Origin of the sequence: Pantanalinema rosaneae CENA516 (genome assembly GCF_050753385.1) — a bacterium.
GTDB lineage: Bacteria > Cyanobacteriota > Cyanobacteriia > Leptolyngbyales > Leptolyngbyaceae > Pantanalinema > Pantanalinema rosaneae.
The window spans coordinates 36,215-53,439 of record NZ_JBLZFZ010000008.1; the positions used below are offsets into that span (position 1 = coordinate 36,215).

The 17,225-nt window shown below is 43.3% G+C and carries 12 protein-coding genes; 6 read left to right on the forward strand and 6 right to left on the reverse strand.

What is annotated here, in order from left to right; translation table 11 throughout:
• Positions 1-32: 32 nt before the first annotated feature.
• Positions 33-1,196, reverse strand: a complete 1,164-nt coding sequence (locus ACN4EK_RS06180; RefSeq protein ID WP_431656681.1) for a PAS domain S-box protein — start codon at positions 1,194-1,196, stop codon at positions 33-35.
• A 1,187-nt stretch (positions 1,197-2,383) separates the two neighbouring features.
• Between ACN4EK_RS06180 and ACN4EK_RS06185 the strand changes: the two genes are divergently transcribed.
• The 3 genes from ACN4EK_RS06185 (at position 2,384) to ACN4EK_RS06195 (ending at position 4,518) form a co-directional block, all read left to right on the forward strand.
• On the forward strand, positions 2,384-3,073 hold the full coding sequence (locus ACN4EK_RS06185; protein ID WP_431656683.1) for a hypothetical protein: 690 nt from the start codon (positions 2,384-2,386) through the stop codon (positions 3,071-3,073).
• 106 nt (positions 3,074-3,179) lie between these two features.
• On the forward strand, positions 3,180-3,473 hold the full coding sequence (locus ACN4EK_RS06190; RefSeq protein WP_431656685.1) for a hypothetical protein: 294 nt from the start codon (positions 3,180-3,182) through the stop codon (positions 3,471-3,473).
• 397 nt (positions 3,474-3,870) lie between these two features.
• Positions 3,871-4,518 carry a hypothetical protein gene (locus tag ACN4EK_RS06195; protein WP_431656687.1) on the forward strand — a complete coding sequence of 216 codons (648 nt, stop codon included), beginning with the start codon at positions 3,871-3,873 and terminating at the stop codon, positions 4,516-4,518.
• 219 nt (positions 4,519-4,737) lie between these two features.
• Here the strand turns inward: ACN4EK_RS06195 and treY are convergent, their stop codons facing one another.
• From treY to ACN4EK_RS06220, 5 genes are all read right to left on the reverse strand, one after another.
• Positions 4,738-7,527, reverse strand: coding sequence for a malto-oligosyltrehalose synthase (gene treY / locus ACN4EK_RS06200; protein WP_431656689.1), 2,790 nt, complete (start codon positions 7,525-7,527; stop codon positions 4,738-4,740).
• 11 nt (positions 7,528-7,538) lie between these two features.
• Entirely contained in the window at positions 7,539-9,365 is a 1,827-nt protein-coding gene (treZ, locus tag ACN4EK_RS06205) for a malto-oligosyltrehalose trehalohydrolase (RefSeq protein WP_431656691.1), read from the reverse strand.
• Positions 9,366-9,533: 168 nt separating this feature from the next.
• Complete coding sequence (locus ACN4EK_RS06210) at positions 9,534-10,781, reverse strand: cation:proton antiporter (protein WP_431656693.1); 1,248 nt, start codon at positions 10,779-10,781, stop codon at positions 9,534-9,536.
• Between the two features lie 151 nt (positions 10,782-10,932).
• Positions 10,933-11,799 (reverse strand): SDR family oxidoreductase, encoded by an 867-nt coding sequence (locus ACN4EK_RS06215; protein ID WP_431656695.1) that lies wholly within the window; start codon positions 11,797-11,799, stop codon positions 10,933-10,935.
• A gap of 189 nt (positions 11,800-11,988) precedes the next feature.
• Positions 11,989-13,026, reverse strand: coding sequence for a hemerythrin domain-containing protein (locus ACN4EK_RS06220; protein ID WP_431656697.1), 1,038 nt, complete (start codon positions 13,024-13,026; stop codon positions 11,989-11,991).
• Positions 13,027-13,307: 281 nt separating this feature from the next.
• On the opposite strand from ACN4EK_RS06220, the gene ACN4EK_RS06225 reads away from it, so the two are divergent.
• The 3 genes from ACN4EK_RS06225 (at position 13,308) to ACN4EK_RS06235 (ending at position 17,081) form a co-directional block, all read left to right on the forward strand.
• A complete protein-coding gene (locus ACN4EK_RS06225) occupies positions 13,308-13,523 on the forward strand; it encodes a high light inducible protein (RefSeq protein WP_431656699.1) in 216 nt (71 codons plus the stop codon).
• Positions 13,524-14,141: 618 nt separating this feature from the next.
• Positions 14,142-15,839, forward strand: coding sequence for a beta-carotene ketolase CrtO (gene crtO, locus ACN4EK_RS06230; protein ID WP_431656701.1), 1,698 nt, complete (start codon positions 14,142-14,144; stop codon positions 15,837-15,839).
• Between the two features lie 138 nt (positions 15,840-15,977).
• Positions 15,978-17,081, forward strand: a complete 1,104-nt coding sequence (locus ACN4EK_RS06235; RefSeq protein WP_431656703.1) for a saccharopine dehydrogenase family protein — start codon at positions 15,978-15,980, stop codon at positions 17,079-17,081.
• Positions 17,082-17,225: the final 144 nt, after the last annotated feature.

A 17,225-nucleotide genomic window follows, 5' to 3' on the forward strand; every position in this document is an offset into this window, starting at 1 on the left:
TTGTCCGCACTGCCCCTACTCTCTCAGTCAAGTCAATCTTTTAGCACAAGATGATTATGGGCATCCAGCACAACTTTGCCCTGCTGCTGTAACTTGCCCAATAAGCGAGTAATGGTCACTCGGGTCGTGCAACAGGCTCCAGCGAAGTCCTGATGGGTCAGACGGGCACGCAGGCGAGTTCCCTGTTCTACCGGCTGACCAATGGATTGTTTTAATAGGCGGAGTAAGCGATGTAAGCGGTCTTCTACCCGAATCTGTTCATAAATAGCTAAAAGATTCTCAGTTTGCTGGAGACGACGAATCACAGATGGTAAAAGTAATTGCGCTAATCGCGAGGATTGAGCTACTTCAGTCAGGGAAATTAAACTCAGTTTAACGTCTGAAAGCGCGATCGCTTGATAGGTTTGTAATGTCGTGAGATTGGAGCCGAACACCATGGTTTCACCAATTAATCCAACTAACATCTCCTCGCCTCGCTCTGATAGAGTCGTTAATTTCACAACTCCTTCAGAGACTAACCAAATCGATTGAGCTTCTAGAGGAATAATTTCGCCCTTGTTATAGTGATAGTAGGGGCGATCCTGACAGAGGTTGTAATCAGGATTCTCCAAAGCGGCTTCGGCTCGTTTGCGCTCTGTAATGTCTCGCATCATCCATAATAGTAGCGGGGACTGTCCCTCCTGGTTACGAATGGCTTGGACTGTGAGAGCAACATTAACAAACTCTGACGAATATTGCTGTAACCGCACTGAAAACTCAACCTGTTGATTTTGTGCGAGTAAAGCCAGTTTTGTCTGTAATAAAGGCTGTTCTTCTAAGGGAACTAAATTGAGCAAGGATTTACCAATCAAAGCAGACGGCTGCCCATTGATTAAATCCGCCATTGCCTGATTGGCTTCCTGAATCACGCTATGCGCATCGGTAACTAAACACGCATCAGAAACAGACTCAAATAGATTTTGATACCGTTGGCGTTCCTGTTCAATTTGGTTTTGAGCCGAAATTAATCGCTCATTTTGTCGTCTAAGCTCATCGATCGCGACTTGCAATTCTTCCGAGACAACACCAAGTTCTTTCAGGGCAACTGGTAAGAGATCGGGTGAAGGAGACGATGAGGCGTTGACATTTTGGTACAACTCCGACAAGCGCCCATGCATCATTGCAACTCGCCGACTCAATGAATTAATCGTGTTCATGTGCAGCTTTCCTGGTACTCGCTGTTGGTTTGAGTTAGAGATCACTTCTTGACTCAACGCCTTAATTTATTAGTTTTCCGAAAAAATATTAATGGTAAACGTAGCGATCGTTGACCAGCAAGGAATCGATCACCGTGTCTACCCATAACATGCGGTTCTAATTGAGCGGCAAATTTAATTTTGGGTAAATAGAAAGTTTGTAATGGCAGTAAGGATTGAACCATCTAAGGTTTTAGCTTAAAGATATTGATCTGCTTAAACTATTCTTCCAGATCCGGCTTTTTTAAACTCTCTAAAGGCATAGAGTTAATTAAGCAAGTAAACGCCATTTTAATCTTAATATTCAATAGTAGAACCTTTATGTGTTAATCACCACATACTAAGTTTAAATAAACTCATGCTTGAGATAGAAGCCAAAATCCTCCAGTCGTACCGAACAACAGAACTATATTCTTATCAGGAGAATTGCTATAGCTTTCCAGATCTGGTTGTCTGTCTAATGGTGGATGACGGACTTAAGCTTCTATGGGTATCAGAGAAGAAGGTTAGCTACCTAATCATTAGCTGAATTGTTAATCGATGCTGGCAACCAAAGTATAAAGGGTAGTTTTCTCTACTAATCGCTATAAACTTTGCTCTGACTCGATACTTAATTTTAGAAATTAAGGCATTAATCTCTTTAGAAAAATAGAGCTAATTCCAGGCTAAATAGTCTTATCAAAGAACGCATTAGTAGTTCAGGACTGCTCTCAACAGCCGATCAAGCTAGATTCTTTCTGCCACTGAATTTATTGGATTTCAAACTTAGGAGACTCATGTCTCAAAAAAATCGATCGAGGCAGTTAAAGCCCTTATTTCATATATATACCCTAATCAATAGCCGATCTATAGCTAACTTTAACCACAGATAGAGGGCATTCATAGTCGATAAATTATTACTATAAGTTAAGAAAGCACTAGCAGGTATTTAAAGCAAGGCTTAAAGGTATTGTGATTTGCGGAGATTAATTTTTATGGCTAAGTTGAGAAATTTTATTTGGTTATTTGGTATCCCACTATGCATATTTGGCGCAGTAGATAGAGGATTTTCTATTTTTGCGGATAACTATGTATCCTTCACTGAATTTTCTCAAGTCATCATAGTATCCTTGCTCTTCTCGATCTGGCTATATCTCAAGCCTAACAGATTGGTAACGCATGAAGTCAATAAAACAGGAGACTACTTAACGAATCTGATTGAACATCAAGACAAACTCTATTTGTCGGCGGCTCAAGATCGGATGCTAGAGCTAAAAAACTACCACCTGATTAACCAAAAACATATCCTACCGTTTCCTTATCTCTGCCAAATCTATCACCTACTAAACCTGAAGCATTTAGAAATGGTGCATAGTTTTAGTCTCAATGATTTGAAGGTAATCGAGGTTGGGAATCTTCGTCCGACTGACTTAGGTGGTGCGCTCAAGTTCAAGACGATTCTCGATTCACCCATGAATGTCTTAAAGATCTGGAGACAGCCTACTGCGGAAGTTGAACTAGTATTACATACTCCTTACACGATCGAACTAAACGTTCCAGCGTATGGGAACAAACGCATCATTGTGATCTTTAATGTCATCCCGATCAGTGAGCAGGAACATGAACTGTTGATTGATATCTACAGCAACTTAGAATGGCCTAAATCTCTATTGCAGGTGCTCCTACATGCCGCTTCTTACCTGACTCTTTATGAGGATTTACCCTACCTCGCTCGGCTATCTCAGAAAAGCTTTGTTACCCTCACAAAAGCTTCTAGTCATGAAACCATGAGTTTGTTCAAACGGTTCGTTGACTTATACAGCTCTCACTCTAATCTGGCAATGGAAGCATTAGGCTAAACCTAACAATTAGGTAGGCAATTCTTCAATACAGAGATTGAGTTTTAAATGGATGGATACTTTCTAGTTACACATAACTTATCTCTAAGGATTGGAGTGAATACCAATGAATTACGAGCAAATTTCAGAACAATTGACTTCTTCAATCACCCCTAAATACCGAGCCTGGTTGTTTGGTAATTTAGTTTGGGTATTTGGAGTAATTGACAGAAGCATTGCTGCCCTAACCGATGCTTCACTATCACTTGGAGATATTGGACAACTAGCCATGGTTAGTTTCTTTTGGCTAGGTTGGCTCTACTTAAAACCAAAACCCAAGTCTGATAATAAAGCGATCGCCAGAACGGGATTTGCTCAGGTTTTATTGCAGTCAACTCGAGAAGTGATCTCAGAGAACTAAATTTCCAGTTCACAAAGTTTCAGATTAAAGCTGGCAGAAAAAAGACACGCGATTGCGACTTTACTCCTAAAAGCTAGAAACATCATCCCGTGAAATCAGATCCATTCTGGCTGCTCAATACGATTAGTCACAAAAGTTATAGGAGGAAGATAGGTTTTAAACATGCTTGATCAATTTCCATTATAAAACTTCATGTATTGGGAATGCCATCGGAGGCAAAACTAAAAAGTGATAGCATACCCCTGCTTCTACCTAAGTTTAGGGACATTCGGAGGAGGTTAATTAATACTTCTCTCTTGCGGTAGATGAAACATACCTCGATATTTCCATACTTTGAAACTGACACTATTGAGTTTAGCTTTTGATAGCTGATTGTTCATCTAGGAGGAAACAGGCGATGGCATACACAGACGAACCCCGAGGGCGCGTAATTGAGCGTCCAGCTTACTCTACAACCGTGGATTATCACGATCGAGTACGTTGGGGTCCAATTTTTGCCGGTTTAGTTGTAGCAATTAGTTCACAACTTGTTTTAAGTGGAATTGGAGCAGCAATTGGTTTATCGACGATCGCAGGATCAGATGCACCCCGTACTGATGCGGGTGGTGTTGGTTCTGCTGTTGGAATTTGGTCAATTATTAGCCTGTTAATTTCTCTGTTTTTAGGCGGATGGGTAACGGCTCGTGCTTGTGGTCCAATGAAGCGGAGTACAGCGCTATTGAATGGTGCCATTCTTTGGGCTACAACTTTAGCGGTCAGCGCCTGGTTACTGTCTAGTGGTGTTGCCGGAGCATTTGGGGTTGTTGCCTCTAATGCTGGAGAAATTATTAATCAGGCACAGCAAGCGGGGGCGACTCCAGGTGATGTTCAAGATCCCAACCTCACCGCTCAACAGACCCGCGATATAGCTGGAAATGCCGCTACTGTTGGTTGGTCATTTGCCCTGGGTTCACTTTTAGGTCTTTTAGCGGCTTTGATCGGTTCGTATGTCGGAGCCCGTAATATCCGGACTACTGATGTGCCTAGAACGGCTGAACCTTACTAAGGTATAGGCTTACCAATACAGTGATATCAACTTAGGAAGGTAACTCCTTCAAAATATTTCTAAAAGAGCCTCTATCCTACAAATGGAGGCTTTTTACATGCTGATTTTTAAGCGGTTGTTTGGAAAAAATCGCGATCGTTACTGAACTGCCTCTTAGCCCCTAGCATTAGGGATTCAGAGACAGTTCGGATGGATTATTTCAGTGACATTAGTTAGACTCTAACCTAACAACAACGCAACTGGAAAGTGTGCCAAGATGGCTCCAACTGAAAGAGTAGTATTCCCTTGAATTGGTTGGGATGTAATGACGTTTTTCCAGGTTGTAGGCATTCCCTGTTCCAACTCAATTTGCGTATCTTGCCAAACTGCCGTTCCTAAGGGAAAGTCACTAGGTTGAATCATTTGGGTTAAGAATCGGGGAATTAAAGCGATCGCAACTTGTCCCTGGTAGCTTCTAGCAAATGCCACAACATGATTCGCTAATTGACCAGATACTTTAATCGGTTGATAATTACCCTGCTGGAACAGATCTAAATAGTTCTTTCTAGCTTGCAGCACTTGAGCAGTCAGAAATAGCTTAACTCTGCCATCTTCCTTAGTCAATAGCAATTCCTTGATGAGATCTAACGGATTCTGTGCTATTTTCGCCTTAATTTCTTCTAGGAATGCCATGCGTCGTTGGTAATCAACCGGACGACGGTTATCCGGATCGACCAGACTGAGATCCCACAATTCACAGCCCTGATAGAGATCAGGCACTCCCGGAATTGTATTTTTCAAAAGAACTTGAGACAGCGAATTAAATACTCCATATTCGGCAACCCGCTGTTGGAATGGGCGGAATGCTTGGAGAAATTCATTACTGCTATCATCTAGCAAAACCTGATCGACAAACTTTAAGTAGCCCTCTTCATAGGCACTATCAGGTCTTAACCAGGCTGTATGCACCTTTGCTTCTCGAATTGCCTTAATCACATAGTTTTTGAGCCGTTCAACAAATTGAGGAAATTCTGCCTGTTCAAAGGGAAATGCACCAATTAGCGTTTGATATAGGAAATACTCATCATTACGATCGGGGACAATCTTTCCATTAATCCGCAATTTGTGATGTCGATTTAGTTCACTCCATTTCTGTAACTGTTCTTCCCATTGTTCGGGAATTTCAGAAATTACATTTAATCTAGCGCGAACATCTTCTCCTCGTTTCGTATCATGGGTGGCAGTTGCATTCATGGAGTGTAACCAGCGATCGCATTTCCGATGATTAAACTCATGAAAAACGTCCAGAGAGATGCCAAAGTGTCCTGGATTGCCACCAACTTCATTTAAGGACAATAGTTGATTGTAGATATACAACAAAGTGTCTTCAACGCCTTTTGCCATCAGCGGTCCCGTAAGCTGTTGTAGCTTCATAACAAAATGCAATTGCTCTGCCTTTTGTTCTTCAGTCAGATGAACTGCGTTTTCATGTAATAAGAGTTGTTCGATAAAATGTAGCTCTTTGAACAGCAGCGGTACTCTCTCTTTTGCCTGTTCGATCGTAGTTTGAATATAGGCGCGATCGACCTCACTAACATCCGAGGAACTAATATAAGTTCGGTAAACTGGAAATAGTGCTAAGACTTCAGTTAAAGCCTTTTTCAGCCCATAGGCAGTGAAATCACCCCCCTGCCGCATTCGTCCTGAAATCGCTTTGAGCTTTTGCGCCAGGTTATAGACATCTCCTGCCAAGTTTCGTTCAATAATCAATCGCTTTTTATCGGCTACCAATTCTTCGTAGGGGGCACGAACATTAGTAAATTGAGAGTAGATAGATTGGAAGCGTTGTTCATGATCGGATTGGCAAAAGATCCCATTAATATAATTTAGTGATTCATACCCACTGGTTCCTTGAATTTGCCATTGGGATGGGAGTTCCTCCTGAAGCTCCAAAATCTTCTCAACTGTGATATAAGTATCTCCTACCTTCTCTTGCAGTCGCTCTAAATATTGAGTTGGGTTGTATAAACCATCAATGTGATCAATTCTTAAACCAGTGATCTTGCGATCTCTGACTAATGCTTCGATCAAGCTATGGGTTTTATGGAAAACCTTTAGTTCTTCAACTTTGACCGAGATCAACTCATTCACCGTGAAGAATCGCCGATAGTTAATTTCTTCGGCTCCCACCTTCCAAAAGGAAAGACGATAGAATTGATCAACTAATAAACTATCTAAAAGGTTAAAGCTTTCTGAATCACCGACCTGACCATTAAACAGGACAATATTAGAGTCGAAAAATTCTTTAATCTCAGGATTTTGATTATAGAGTTCCCATAGCAAACCTTTAACAAAAGCAATTTGATCGTAGCGTTCCCGTCCCTTCGTTTCCGTCCCGATACTTTTAATTAGGTATAATGCCCCTAACAGCTTAATAAAGTCGGGATGTTTCCTGCCCAACGATCGAGCCAGTTGACCTAAGTTTTGGGTAATGAACTGACTATAGGATTCAATCCTAACAGGTAACTTAAGTGCATAGTAATTAATACTTAAACCAGTCTCATCATAAGCAATTTTAATCTCACCATTTTCTAAACATTCCCCATAAAAATTACCTAATAAAGGGGCAAGTACCTTACCTCGGAACACCTCATAGGCATGGTTCCATTCAATATCAAAGAAATCAGATGATTCAGAGTTTGCTCCATTTTCTAACACATCCATTAAGTAAGGATTCTCGCTATCGTATGCCATGTGATTAGGCACAATATCTTGAAGCCAACCCATCTGAAGTTGTTGCAGTTCACTTACCAACACCTCAAACTGCTCGGAGGTTCCGAGTTCCGGATTGAGTTGAGTATGGTCAACAACATCATACCCATGTGTACTACCAGCCCTAGCCTTAAAAATTGGCGATGCATATAAATCAGAAATACCTAAATCAGCCAGATAGTGAATGATTTCCCTAGCCGCTGCAAAGGGAAAGTCTTTATGGAATTGAATGCGATAGGTCGCTGTAGGAATTCTCATGGTTTTAACTACTATGCTTGGTACAATGCAAAACTACTTGCTGGAATTTTCAAGAGCTGGAGTGGCGCTAAAGTATCTGGTAGTGTTGCTCCAGAGCCAGCCCATCGAGTATCAGAAGAATCCAAAATCTTATGCCAGTTTTCAGTTGAAAAATCAGCTTCAAAATCAAGTTGACGATCGCTGAAATTTAAGATGTAAAAGAGTTGATGATTTTTATGAAAGCGATGCATCATCAGAAGTTGATCTGCCTCGTGGCTAGAAACGCTCAACCCCTTCTTATCCAATTGCTTTAATACCGGATTAGTCCGACGTAAATGGATCAAATGTTGGTAAAACTGCCAAAGAACCTGATATTGACCGATCTGCTGCATCTCCCAATTCAACTGACATCGTTGAAACGTTTCCACCGCCTGCGGATCATACACCTCTCCAGCGAATCCCTTAGCTTGAAACTCTTCTGCCTTCGATCGTCGAATAATTTCAATTAATTCTGGTTCGGAATGACTAATAAAGTAGAGGAAAGGAGCATTCTCCCCATACTCTTCCCCCATAAATAAAAGAGGAATATAGGGAGACAGTAGTACCGTTCCTGCAACTAATTTCAAGCCTTCAAAACTAATCACCTGAGTTAGTCTATCTCCTAAAATCCGGTTGCCAATTTGGTCATGATTTTGAGAGAAGACAATGAATTTATTCGCAGGTTCCTCAGCCGCAGAACTACCATGCCGACGTTTGCGATGAGGCGCATACTGCCCAGAATAAACAAATCCTTCCTTCCAGGCTTTGGCTAAGTCCGCAGGTTGCCCAAAATCCTGGTAGTAGGCTTGTCGTTCACCCGTCACTAATGCATGTAAAGCGTGATGGAAGTCGTCACACCATTGGGCATCAATGCCAATTCCCCCTACATTTCTCGATCGAATAGTTTTAACATCATTCAAATCACTCTCAGCCGTCAAATAAATTTTTCGACTCTGCTGCTGTGAAAAGTCATGGGTGACATCCACTAAATCTTCTAAGAAATGTTTAATTCCTAAGTCATAGATCCCTTGAATAGCATCTAACCTTAAGGCATCAATATGATAATTTTCATACCAATATAAGGCATTCTCCAAAAAATAATTGCGAACGCCATCACAATAGGCATCATCAAAGTTAAAAGCATTGCCCCACTCTGGACGAAACTTAGTTGTAAAATAGGGAGCAAAATCTTCTAAATAATTTCCTTCTGGTCCGACATGGTTGTAAACAACATCGAGGATAACAGCGATCCCTTGCTGATGACAGGCATCAACTAACTGCTTTAAACCATTCGGACCACCATAGGAACTCTGTACAGCATAGGGATAAACTCCGTCATATCCCCAGTTACGACTACCGGGAAATTGAGCAACAGGCATCAGTTCGATCGCAGTAACTCCCAGTTCTTTGAGGCGTGGTAGACGAGGAATGACAGCGGCAAAGGTTCCCTCAGTCGTAAAGGTTCCTATGTGCAACTCATAAATAATCATTTCCTCTAAGGGAACGCCTGACCAATGCTGATCCGTCCAAGTAAAGCTCTGATGCGCGATGATTTGAGAAGCGGCATGAACCCCGTCAGGTTGGCAATGGGAAGCAGGATCAGGTCGTTGAAGCTCAGAATTTAAGACATAGACATAGCGATCGCCCGGTTCCACATCTTCAACAATCGTACTCCAATAGCCTTCAAGATCCTGCTGCATAGGCAGCGATCCGCGATCGGGAGAGGACGTAATCTTGACCGCAACCTGGTCAAGCAACGGTGCCCATACCCTAAATTGACAGCGCCTATTTCCCAGGTAAGCAGCACCTACTTTTACCATTACTGTTTATTTTTAACCTAATTCACCCCTTCAAAAATACTTTTCTCTAAAGTTTTTCGGAACCTGCCATAAGGGTGATTTTAATAGCACTAGATTTCTATACTTAGAGGGATAAAGTGCATAAAACATTATCGTTGCTCTCTCTAAAGGGATAGCGAGGATGCAAATTTATCCAATTAATTGTTTGATTCTTTGCTGACGACGCTCGATGCTTCGCTCATACCAATTCATTAATGGAGTTGAACTAATACCGTGGATCACAACAGAGATAACGATGGTAATCAAGGTGATCCACGCAATTCGTTCACCCACCTCGCCTTGCAAGCCTTCTCCTAAAGCATAAAACAGGTAATATAAAGAGCCAACGCCCCGAATTCCAAACCAACCAAATAACCAACGCCGCATTGAACTATACGGTTCTCCGATCGTGCTAATCCAGGCCCCCACCGGACGGATGATAAACAGTAAGGCTCCTGCAATGATTAAGGTCTGGGGTAAAAATCTTAAAACTGGTTCCAGTCTCAAGAGTGAACCTAATAGTAAAATTGTGCCAACTTCCAGCAACTTTTCGATCGTTTCAGTAAATTCAAGTTGGGAGAATTGCCGCTCTGGATCACGATAGCTCCGTTGAGTGACAATTCCAGCCACAAATACCGCCAGAAACCCATAACCGTTAATTACCTCGGTGACAGAATAGGTAACCAAAATGATGCTGAGGACGATAAAGTTTTCCATTAAGCTATCAACAACCGTAAAGTTGCGCACCCGTTTGTCGATCCAAACTATGACCCGAGCCACAATCACTCCCGTGGCTAAGCCTGCGGCGATCGCCCAGAATAGATCAACGACGACCCAGTCTCTAAACCAGTTCTGTAGATTACTGTCCTTTAACCAGTGCAACCCAAAATAAACAAATGGGAAGGCTAAAGCATCATTAAGTCCGCCTTCAGACGTTAAACCAAAGCGGAGTTCATCGCGATCGCCAGGGTGATTTAATTGGACTTCAGAAGCCAGCACTGGATCAGTTGGAGCCAAAATTGCCCCTAATAGAATGGCGGCTGCCCAGCCTATGCCTAATAACCAATGACCGATCGCCGCGATCGCAAAAATTGAAATGGGCATCAATAATCCAATTAAGCGAACAGTAGAATTCCATGCCCATAAATTGAGTGGTCGATTCATTTTTAGACCACAGCTAAATAGAGAAACGATAACGACGAATTCTGTCAATCGTTCTAAAAATTCGGTATCAGGTCGTAGCTGAATTAAGTTAAATCCATAGGGGCTTAAGAAAATACCAACTAACAGATAGATCAGTGAATAGGAGAGGGGCAAGCGTTGAATTAAGCCAGATCCCAAAGTAACTGTTAATAGAAGTAAACCAATTACTAACAAATCTAGAATATAAACGTCCACGTTAAAATTGCTCCGTTAGAAGAACTGGATAACTTAATTTAGATAATTACAAAAATTTGGCTCCCTGATCGTGTGGGAGCCATGAAAGGGCACAGATGGACAGGTTAATTTAGCAGCATAGGGAAAGATCTCGGCCTAACTACTATCTCATCTATCCATTGACAACTTCGCCACCATTAGGATGCAAGATTTGACCTGAGATGTAAGAGGAATCACTGGAAGCGAGGAAAACATAACTCGGGGCAATTTCCTCAGGCTGTCCAGCTCGCTGCATCGGAACCTGTTTACCAAAGCTAGCTACCTTCTCCTCAGGGAAAGTTGAGGGAATCAGGGGTGTCCAAATGGGCCCAGGAGCAACACCATTCACACGAATTCCTTGCTGGACTAAAGACTGAGATAACGATCGCGTAAAGGCAACGATCGCACCTTTAGTTGTCGAGTAGTCCAATAGTTGAGGATTGCCTTTGTAGGCAGTGACGGACGTTGTATTGATAATGGTAGAGCCTTGATGTAAGTGAGGTAATGCCGCCTTGGTTAAATAGAACATAGAGAAAATATTGGTACGGAAAGTCCGCTCCAGTTGTTCGGCGCTAATATTTTCAATACTTTCCTGGGGATGCTGTTCCGCCGCATTATTCACCAAAATATCTAATTTGCCCAGTTCACCTACGGTCTGCTGAACGGTTTGCTGACAAAATGCTTCATCACCAATATCACCCGCGATCAGCAAGCAACGCCGACCCTCCTGTTCAACCTCCTCTTTAGTTTTCTGAGCATCATCATGTTCATTCAAGTAAACGATCGCGACATCCGCCCCTTCCTTGGCAAACGCAACGGCTACTGCCCGTCCAATCCCACTATCACCTCCAGTAATTAAAGCGACCTTTTGCCGAAGTTTACCACTACCGCGATATTGCTCATTTTCAAACTCGGGCGGGGGTGACATCTCCGACTCGCGACCTGGTCGTTGATCTTGATGTTGGGGGGGTTGCAACTGTTGAGTATTAGACTGTGGCATAAGTTACGCTCCAGAGGAATTAGGATGGGTGAACACTAACCTAAAGAATAGGGATTAAATCAGTAAGTGCATATCTGTATTTTTAACGGAGATAAAGCATTACCCATAGTTGCAAAATTGTTATGAGTAATGCTTTACCTTACAGGTTATATTGCGTATACAACCCTAATGCTGCCAGTGCTGCGAAAATTATTTAGCCGCCGCCGACATTTTATCTTGCAGTTTGCTCTTAGCGGTCTTGAACTGAGTCGCCAACTGCTCTTTCTGTTCATCCGTACAGTTGTTGCGGATCGCAGCAAACATGGTGCTTTCTTCCTGACGGACGTGATCCATCACCACATCTTTCAGACGATTCACCAAGCTCTTGAATTCGCCAGCCGCAGGATTCATCGACTTGAGCTGTTCTAGCATCTGCTTCATTTCAGCCTGTTCACTGTACAGCTCTTGGACGTTATCTTCACCGTAGAAGGAACGAACTGCCGGGTAAACCACTTCTTCTTCAGCTTCAGCATGGACACTCAAGTCTTTGTAAAGCTGACCGAAGTATTCTTGGATCTTTTGGGGATCGTTGCTACCGTCGATCTGAGCAAACAACATGTTCGCTTTGTTATGATCCATCCGGATGACGTCTTGAATATTCATTTCATCATCTGTACGGGTGATCACCGCGCCAGCCGCACCACTAAATGCTGCGATCGCATCTTGAACACGCGCCCAAATTCCTTGCTTCGCTTCCTGACCCGTCAGTTCACGGACACCCAGGATTTCTAGAATGCCCTTCATTTTTTCCTGATGGGCACGGTTCTCAAAGTTAATGGTATTGAGCGGAGTAATGGCAGCTTCAATATCTGCACCAACAACTTGAGCCGCTTTATGAATCAACAGCCCCGTCATGGTTTGCTTATGCTTCAGCAATTCGTGTTGAGCCGCTTTCTCAAATACAGTTAACTCTGAACCTTGCATCAGCCGTTGCACCTCTTCAACCATCTTCCGAGTGGTTTGGTTAGCCTCTGCTTTGATGCCATACTGCACGATTACCGTGTCCAGAATCCCTATATTCTTCTGGTCAGCTTCCAGCATTTGCTGTAGCTCGTTACGGATATCGTCATCAGCACAGCTAGACATCAATTTCTGTTCATTTGCAATCAGCAGATTTTGTACTAATTTCATATCTGCTAATTTCGCACCGATCGCTGTGCGTTTAGCATCATCAAGAGTCGTAACCATTTTGATGTTCTCCTCGTTTTTTTAGAACGCAATACCTTAAGGAATGCCATATAAATTACATTGCCTCATCTTCCATAGGACTGATCAGAAATTGACTAGATCACGTGTGAATTACTACAGCGAAAGTTATGAACAGGTTAATTCTTGATCAAACCTTTTATTCATCGTTTTTTTGGGGCGAGATGCTGCCAATCTATAACCGTAGATGGATAGTATGAACGAAATTAGCAATTAACGTTTGAAACATAACGTTGCAATTCTTTACTCAGGAGTACAACATCATGGAAACTCGCAACAATACAACGAATATGCCTCCTGTCGCTAATGCGTATAACGGTCAAGACCGTAATGCCTTTCTATTTGGGATTACTCCACAAGCCGAAATTTGGAATGGTCGCTTTGCGATGATCGGTTTTTTAGCTTATTTGCTATGGGATCTGGCTGGTTATAGTGTCGTTCGTGACCTACTTCACCTGCTGCCTTACACTACTCGGTAATCTCTCCTAGCTAGGCTGGCTAACTACTTTCGGGATACTTGATGACTAATCAATCAAGCCATTTTGAAGTAGTTAGCCAGTCATATTTGTTAGGTATTTCTTCAGGAAATACGATCAACTTTACTCAATTTATTGTTCTAACAAAAAATCTCTCTATCCTATTTTAACTAAAATTATTAAAATAGTTATCCCCTAAAATCTTATAACTACTAATTGGGCTCAAATCAGAATCTTTTGAGCTTGATTATCTTTTACTCCTGAGAATCGCCGCTTAAATAAGACCGAATATTTTATCCTTTGAATAGGCGAACGGTGTCTAGCCTGCCAGCCTAGTTGCACTAAAGTCCGTACCAGAAAAGATCAAAATTACTGGATTCTCGTTCCTTAACATCAGACAGTATCTCTAATAGTTATTGGAGATAGTTAACCACAGGTAAAATCAACCCATTCCTATGATAATTTATCTTTGAATAAACGAAAGACAACGGGTTGGAGAATAGGTGATCTACTCCGATCGATCGCCCATACTGAGGAATCCTATACTTTAGACAGAAGTTGGCCAGAACTAGAACTCTTTATTTTTAAAGATGGTAAAATCAAGTTGCTGGAGTTGCATGGATGCAAGAATTTGATGTTGTCATTATTGGGGCAGGTCACAATGGACTCGTCTGTGCTGCTTATTTATTAAAGGCAGGTTACAGTGTCCTGTTACTAGAGAAGCGTTCCGTACCTGGAGGAGCGGCAACTACCGAAGAGATTATGCCGCAGGAGGCTCCAGGCTTTCAGTTTAACCGTTGCGCGATCGATCACGAATTTATTCATCTCGGTCCTGTAGTTGAAGAATTAGAACTGACAAAGTATGGGTTAGAGTATCTTTTCTGCGATCCGGTCGTCTTTTGCCCCCACCCCGACGGGAGTTACTTTCTGGGACATCGATCGATTGAGAAAACCTGTGCTGAAATTGCCCGCTTCAATTCTCGGGATGCTCAGAAATATGCTGAGTTTACTGATTTCTGGCAACGGTTATTGAAAGGGATTATTCCGATCTTTAACGCGCCACCCAAGTCACTCGTCGATATTGCGGGTAACTATGACTTTAAAAAATTAAAGGATTTGCTATCGGTTTTAGGAGGACCGGATAAAACGCTGGATTTACTTCGCACCATGTTAACCAGTGCTGAGGATATCCTAAACGAGTATTTTGATTCCGAGTTCTTGAAAGCACCCTTAGCGCGGTTAGCCTCAGAATTAGGTGCCCCTCCCAGCCAAAAAACCTTGTCGATCGGGGCAATTATGATGGCAATGCGCCATGATCCTGGGATGGCAAGACCCAAGGGTGGCACAGGAGCATTAACAAAAGCCCTGTTAAATCTAGTTCAAAGCCTGGGCGGCACTGTCTTAGTCGATCAGTCAGTCGAAAAGATTCTGATTGATGATGGTCGGGCGGTTGGGGTACGAGTGGCTGGTGGTCATGAATACCGGGCAACTCGCGGCGTGATTTCCAATATCGATGCAAAACGACTGTTCTTACAAATGGTCGATCAAGCAGATATTGATGATGCGGATCCAGAACTCCGAGAGCGGTTAGAACGCCGCATCGTTAACAACAACGAAACCATTCTCAAAATTGACTGTGCCCTGTCCGAACCCCTCCGCTTTGAGCATCACCAGCATCAGGATGATTATTTGATTGGTTCTGTGTTGATCGCTGATTCGGTTAAGCAGGTGGAACAGGCGCACTCTGACCCTAGCATTGGCAAAATTCCGGATGCTGACCCCTCCATGTATGTGGTGATGCCAACCATGCTCGATCCCTCGATGGCTCCCGATGGCAAGCATACGCTATGGATCGAATATTTTGCGCCTTATCAGGTAGAAAACGTTGAAGGAACGGGTTTGCATGGTACTGGCTGGACGGATGACTTGAAAAATCGGGTGGCCGATCGGGTGCTAGATAAATTAGCCACCTATGCCCCGAATCTCAAGAATGCCATCATTGCCCGTCAAGTGGAAAGTCCCGCCGAGTTAGGAGAGCGATTAGGGGCTTATAAAGGCAATTACTACCATGTAGACATGACCCTGGAGCAGATGATCTTTTTCCGACCTCTGCCCGAATTAGCCAACTATAAAACTCCGATCGAGGGATTATTTTTGACCGGAGCCGGAACCCATCCCGGCGGCTCAATCTCTGGTATGCCGGGACGCAATTGTGCCCGCGTCTTTCTTCAGACTCAACAACCTGTTGCCCAGATGTTTAAAGATGCTGGGGAATCACTCAAATCCACAGTAGGGTCGATTTTCCGAACATCCTCTTAGGCGACAATTAAACTACAGAGAAGGAGAGATGCTGTAATTTACAAATCTCTATTTCCCCTTCTCTGTAGACTTTAAGATTGAGTCTGGTAAAGCTTCTAGACTAGTAAGTAAGTTGGTAACATTATTGATGCAGAAACCATGACAAGTCAGGTTTTAGTGATTGGAGGACGAGGGCGGATTGGTAGCGGTGTCGTTGCTGATCTGCTGGCAAATACCCAGGCTGAAATCACAATTACGGGGCGAACTCCGGCTGCTGATGCTCAATTCAGCAATGAGCGGAGCCCGAGAGTGCAGTTTTTAGCCCTGGATTTAGCCAATCCTGATAACTTGGATGCGGCGATCGCTGCCAGTAACCTCGTCATTCATTGCGCTGGGCCCTTTCGGTATCGCGATGAAGGGGTACTCAAAGCCTGTATTACTCATGGGGTGGATTATCTGGATGTGAGTGACGATCGCACCTTTACTCGTACCGTTTTTAACTATCGGGAGGCAGCAGAATCGGCTGGTGTGACCGCGATCGTCAATACCGGCGTATTTCCTGGCATCTCAAATAGCATGGTGCGGCAGGGAGTTGAACAACTCGACAGTGCGGAAACGATTCACCTCAGTTATGTGGTGGCAGGGTCAGGTGGGGCAGGGGTGACGGTCATGCGAACTACCTTTCTGAGTCTGCAAAGTCCATTTGAAGTTTGGATGGACGATCGCTGGAAAACCGTTAAACCTTACACCGGACGCGAGACGATCGACTTTCCGGCTCCCTTCGGTCGGACTGGAGTTTATTGGTTTGATATGCCAGAAGCATTCACGCTGGCAGAAACATTTCCAGTGAAAACAGTGATTACTAAGTTTGGTTCTGCCCCTGATTTTTATAATCATCTCACCTGGATGGCAGCGAATCTATTTCCACCCATGTTGATTCGGCAACCGAACTTTATTGAATTTCTGTCCCATGTCAGCCACTCCATGACTTCCGTCACCGACCAATTTAGTGGCACAGGGGTGGCAATGCGAGCCGCCGTCCAGGGGCAAAAAGCTGGTAAATCGGTCAACTATTATTCAACCTTTGTGCATGATAATGCCGCGATCGCAACGGGGATGGGCACAGGCAGCATTGCCGAACTACTGCTATCTGGAGAATTAAAGCAACCTGGTGTCTGGGCAGTTGAGCAAGCGCTCCCCACTGACTTGTTTGAACGCACTATGCAGAGCCGCAACATCACCATCCATCAATCCTGGGGCTAAACATCGAGGCGATCGGGTGAGGGTAAAGAACTTAGGAGATTTCTAGGAAAATTTTTACCTTTGTACGGGCGAACGGCTGTTCGCCCGTACAAAAAATCGCTAATTATCCGGTAATTTCTATTCTGGAAATCTCCTTCAGCAATC

Excerpts from the sequence above, each read along its gene's own strand:
- ACN4EK_RS06180 (WP_431656681.1), bottom strand. The coding sequence starts at position 1,196 with ATGAACACGATTAATTCATTGAGTCGGCGAGTTGCAATGATGCATGGG.
- ACN4EK_RS06190 (WP_431656685.1), top strand. The coding sequence starts at position 3,180 with ATGAATTACGAGCAAATTTCAGAACAATTGACTTCTTCAATCACCCCT.
- ACN4EK_RS06195 (WP_431656687.1), top strand. The coding sequence starts at position 3,871 with ATGGCATACACAGACGAACCCCGAGGGCGCGTAATTGAGCGTCCAGCT.
- treY (WP_431656689.1), bottom strand. The coding sequence starts at position 7,527 with ATGAGAATTCCTACAGCGACCTATCGCATTCAATTCCATAAAGACTTT.
- treZ (WP_431656691.1), bottom strand. The coding sequence starts at position 9,365 with ATGGTAAAAGTAGGTGCTGCTTACCTGGGAAATAGGCGCTGTCAATTT.
- ACN4EK_RS06215 (WP_431656695.1), bottom strand. The coding sequence starts at position 11,799 with ATGCCACAGTCTAATACTCAACAGTTGCAACCCCCCCAACATCAAGAT.
- ACN4EK_RS06220 (WP_431656697.1), bottom strand. The coding sequence starts at position 13,026 with ATGGTTACGACTCTTGATGATGCTAAACGCACAGCGATCGGTGCGAAA.
- ACN4EK_RS06225 (WP_431656699.1), top strand. The coding sequence starts at position 13,308 with ATGGAAACTCGCAACAATACAACGAATATGCCTCCTGTCGCTAATGCG.
- crtO (WP_431656701.1), top strand. The coding sequence starts at position 14,142 with ATGCAAGAATTTGATGTTGTCATTATTGGGGCAGGTCACAATGGACTC.
- ACN4EK_RS06235 (WP_431656703.1), top strand. The coding sequence starts at position 15,978 with ATGACAAGTCAGGTTTTAGTGATTGGAGGACGAGGGCGGATTGGTAGC.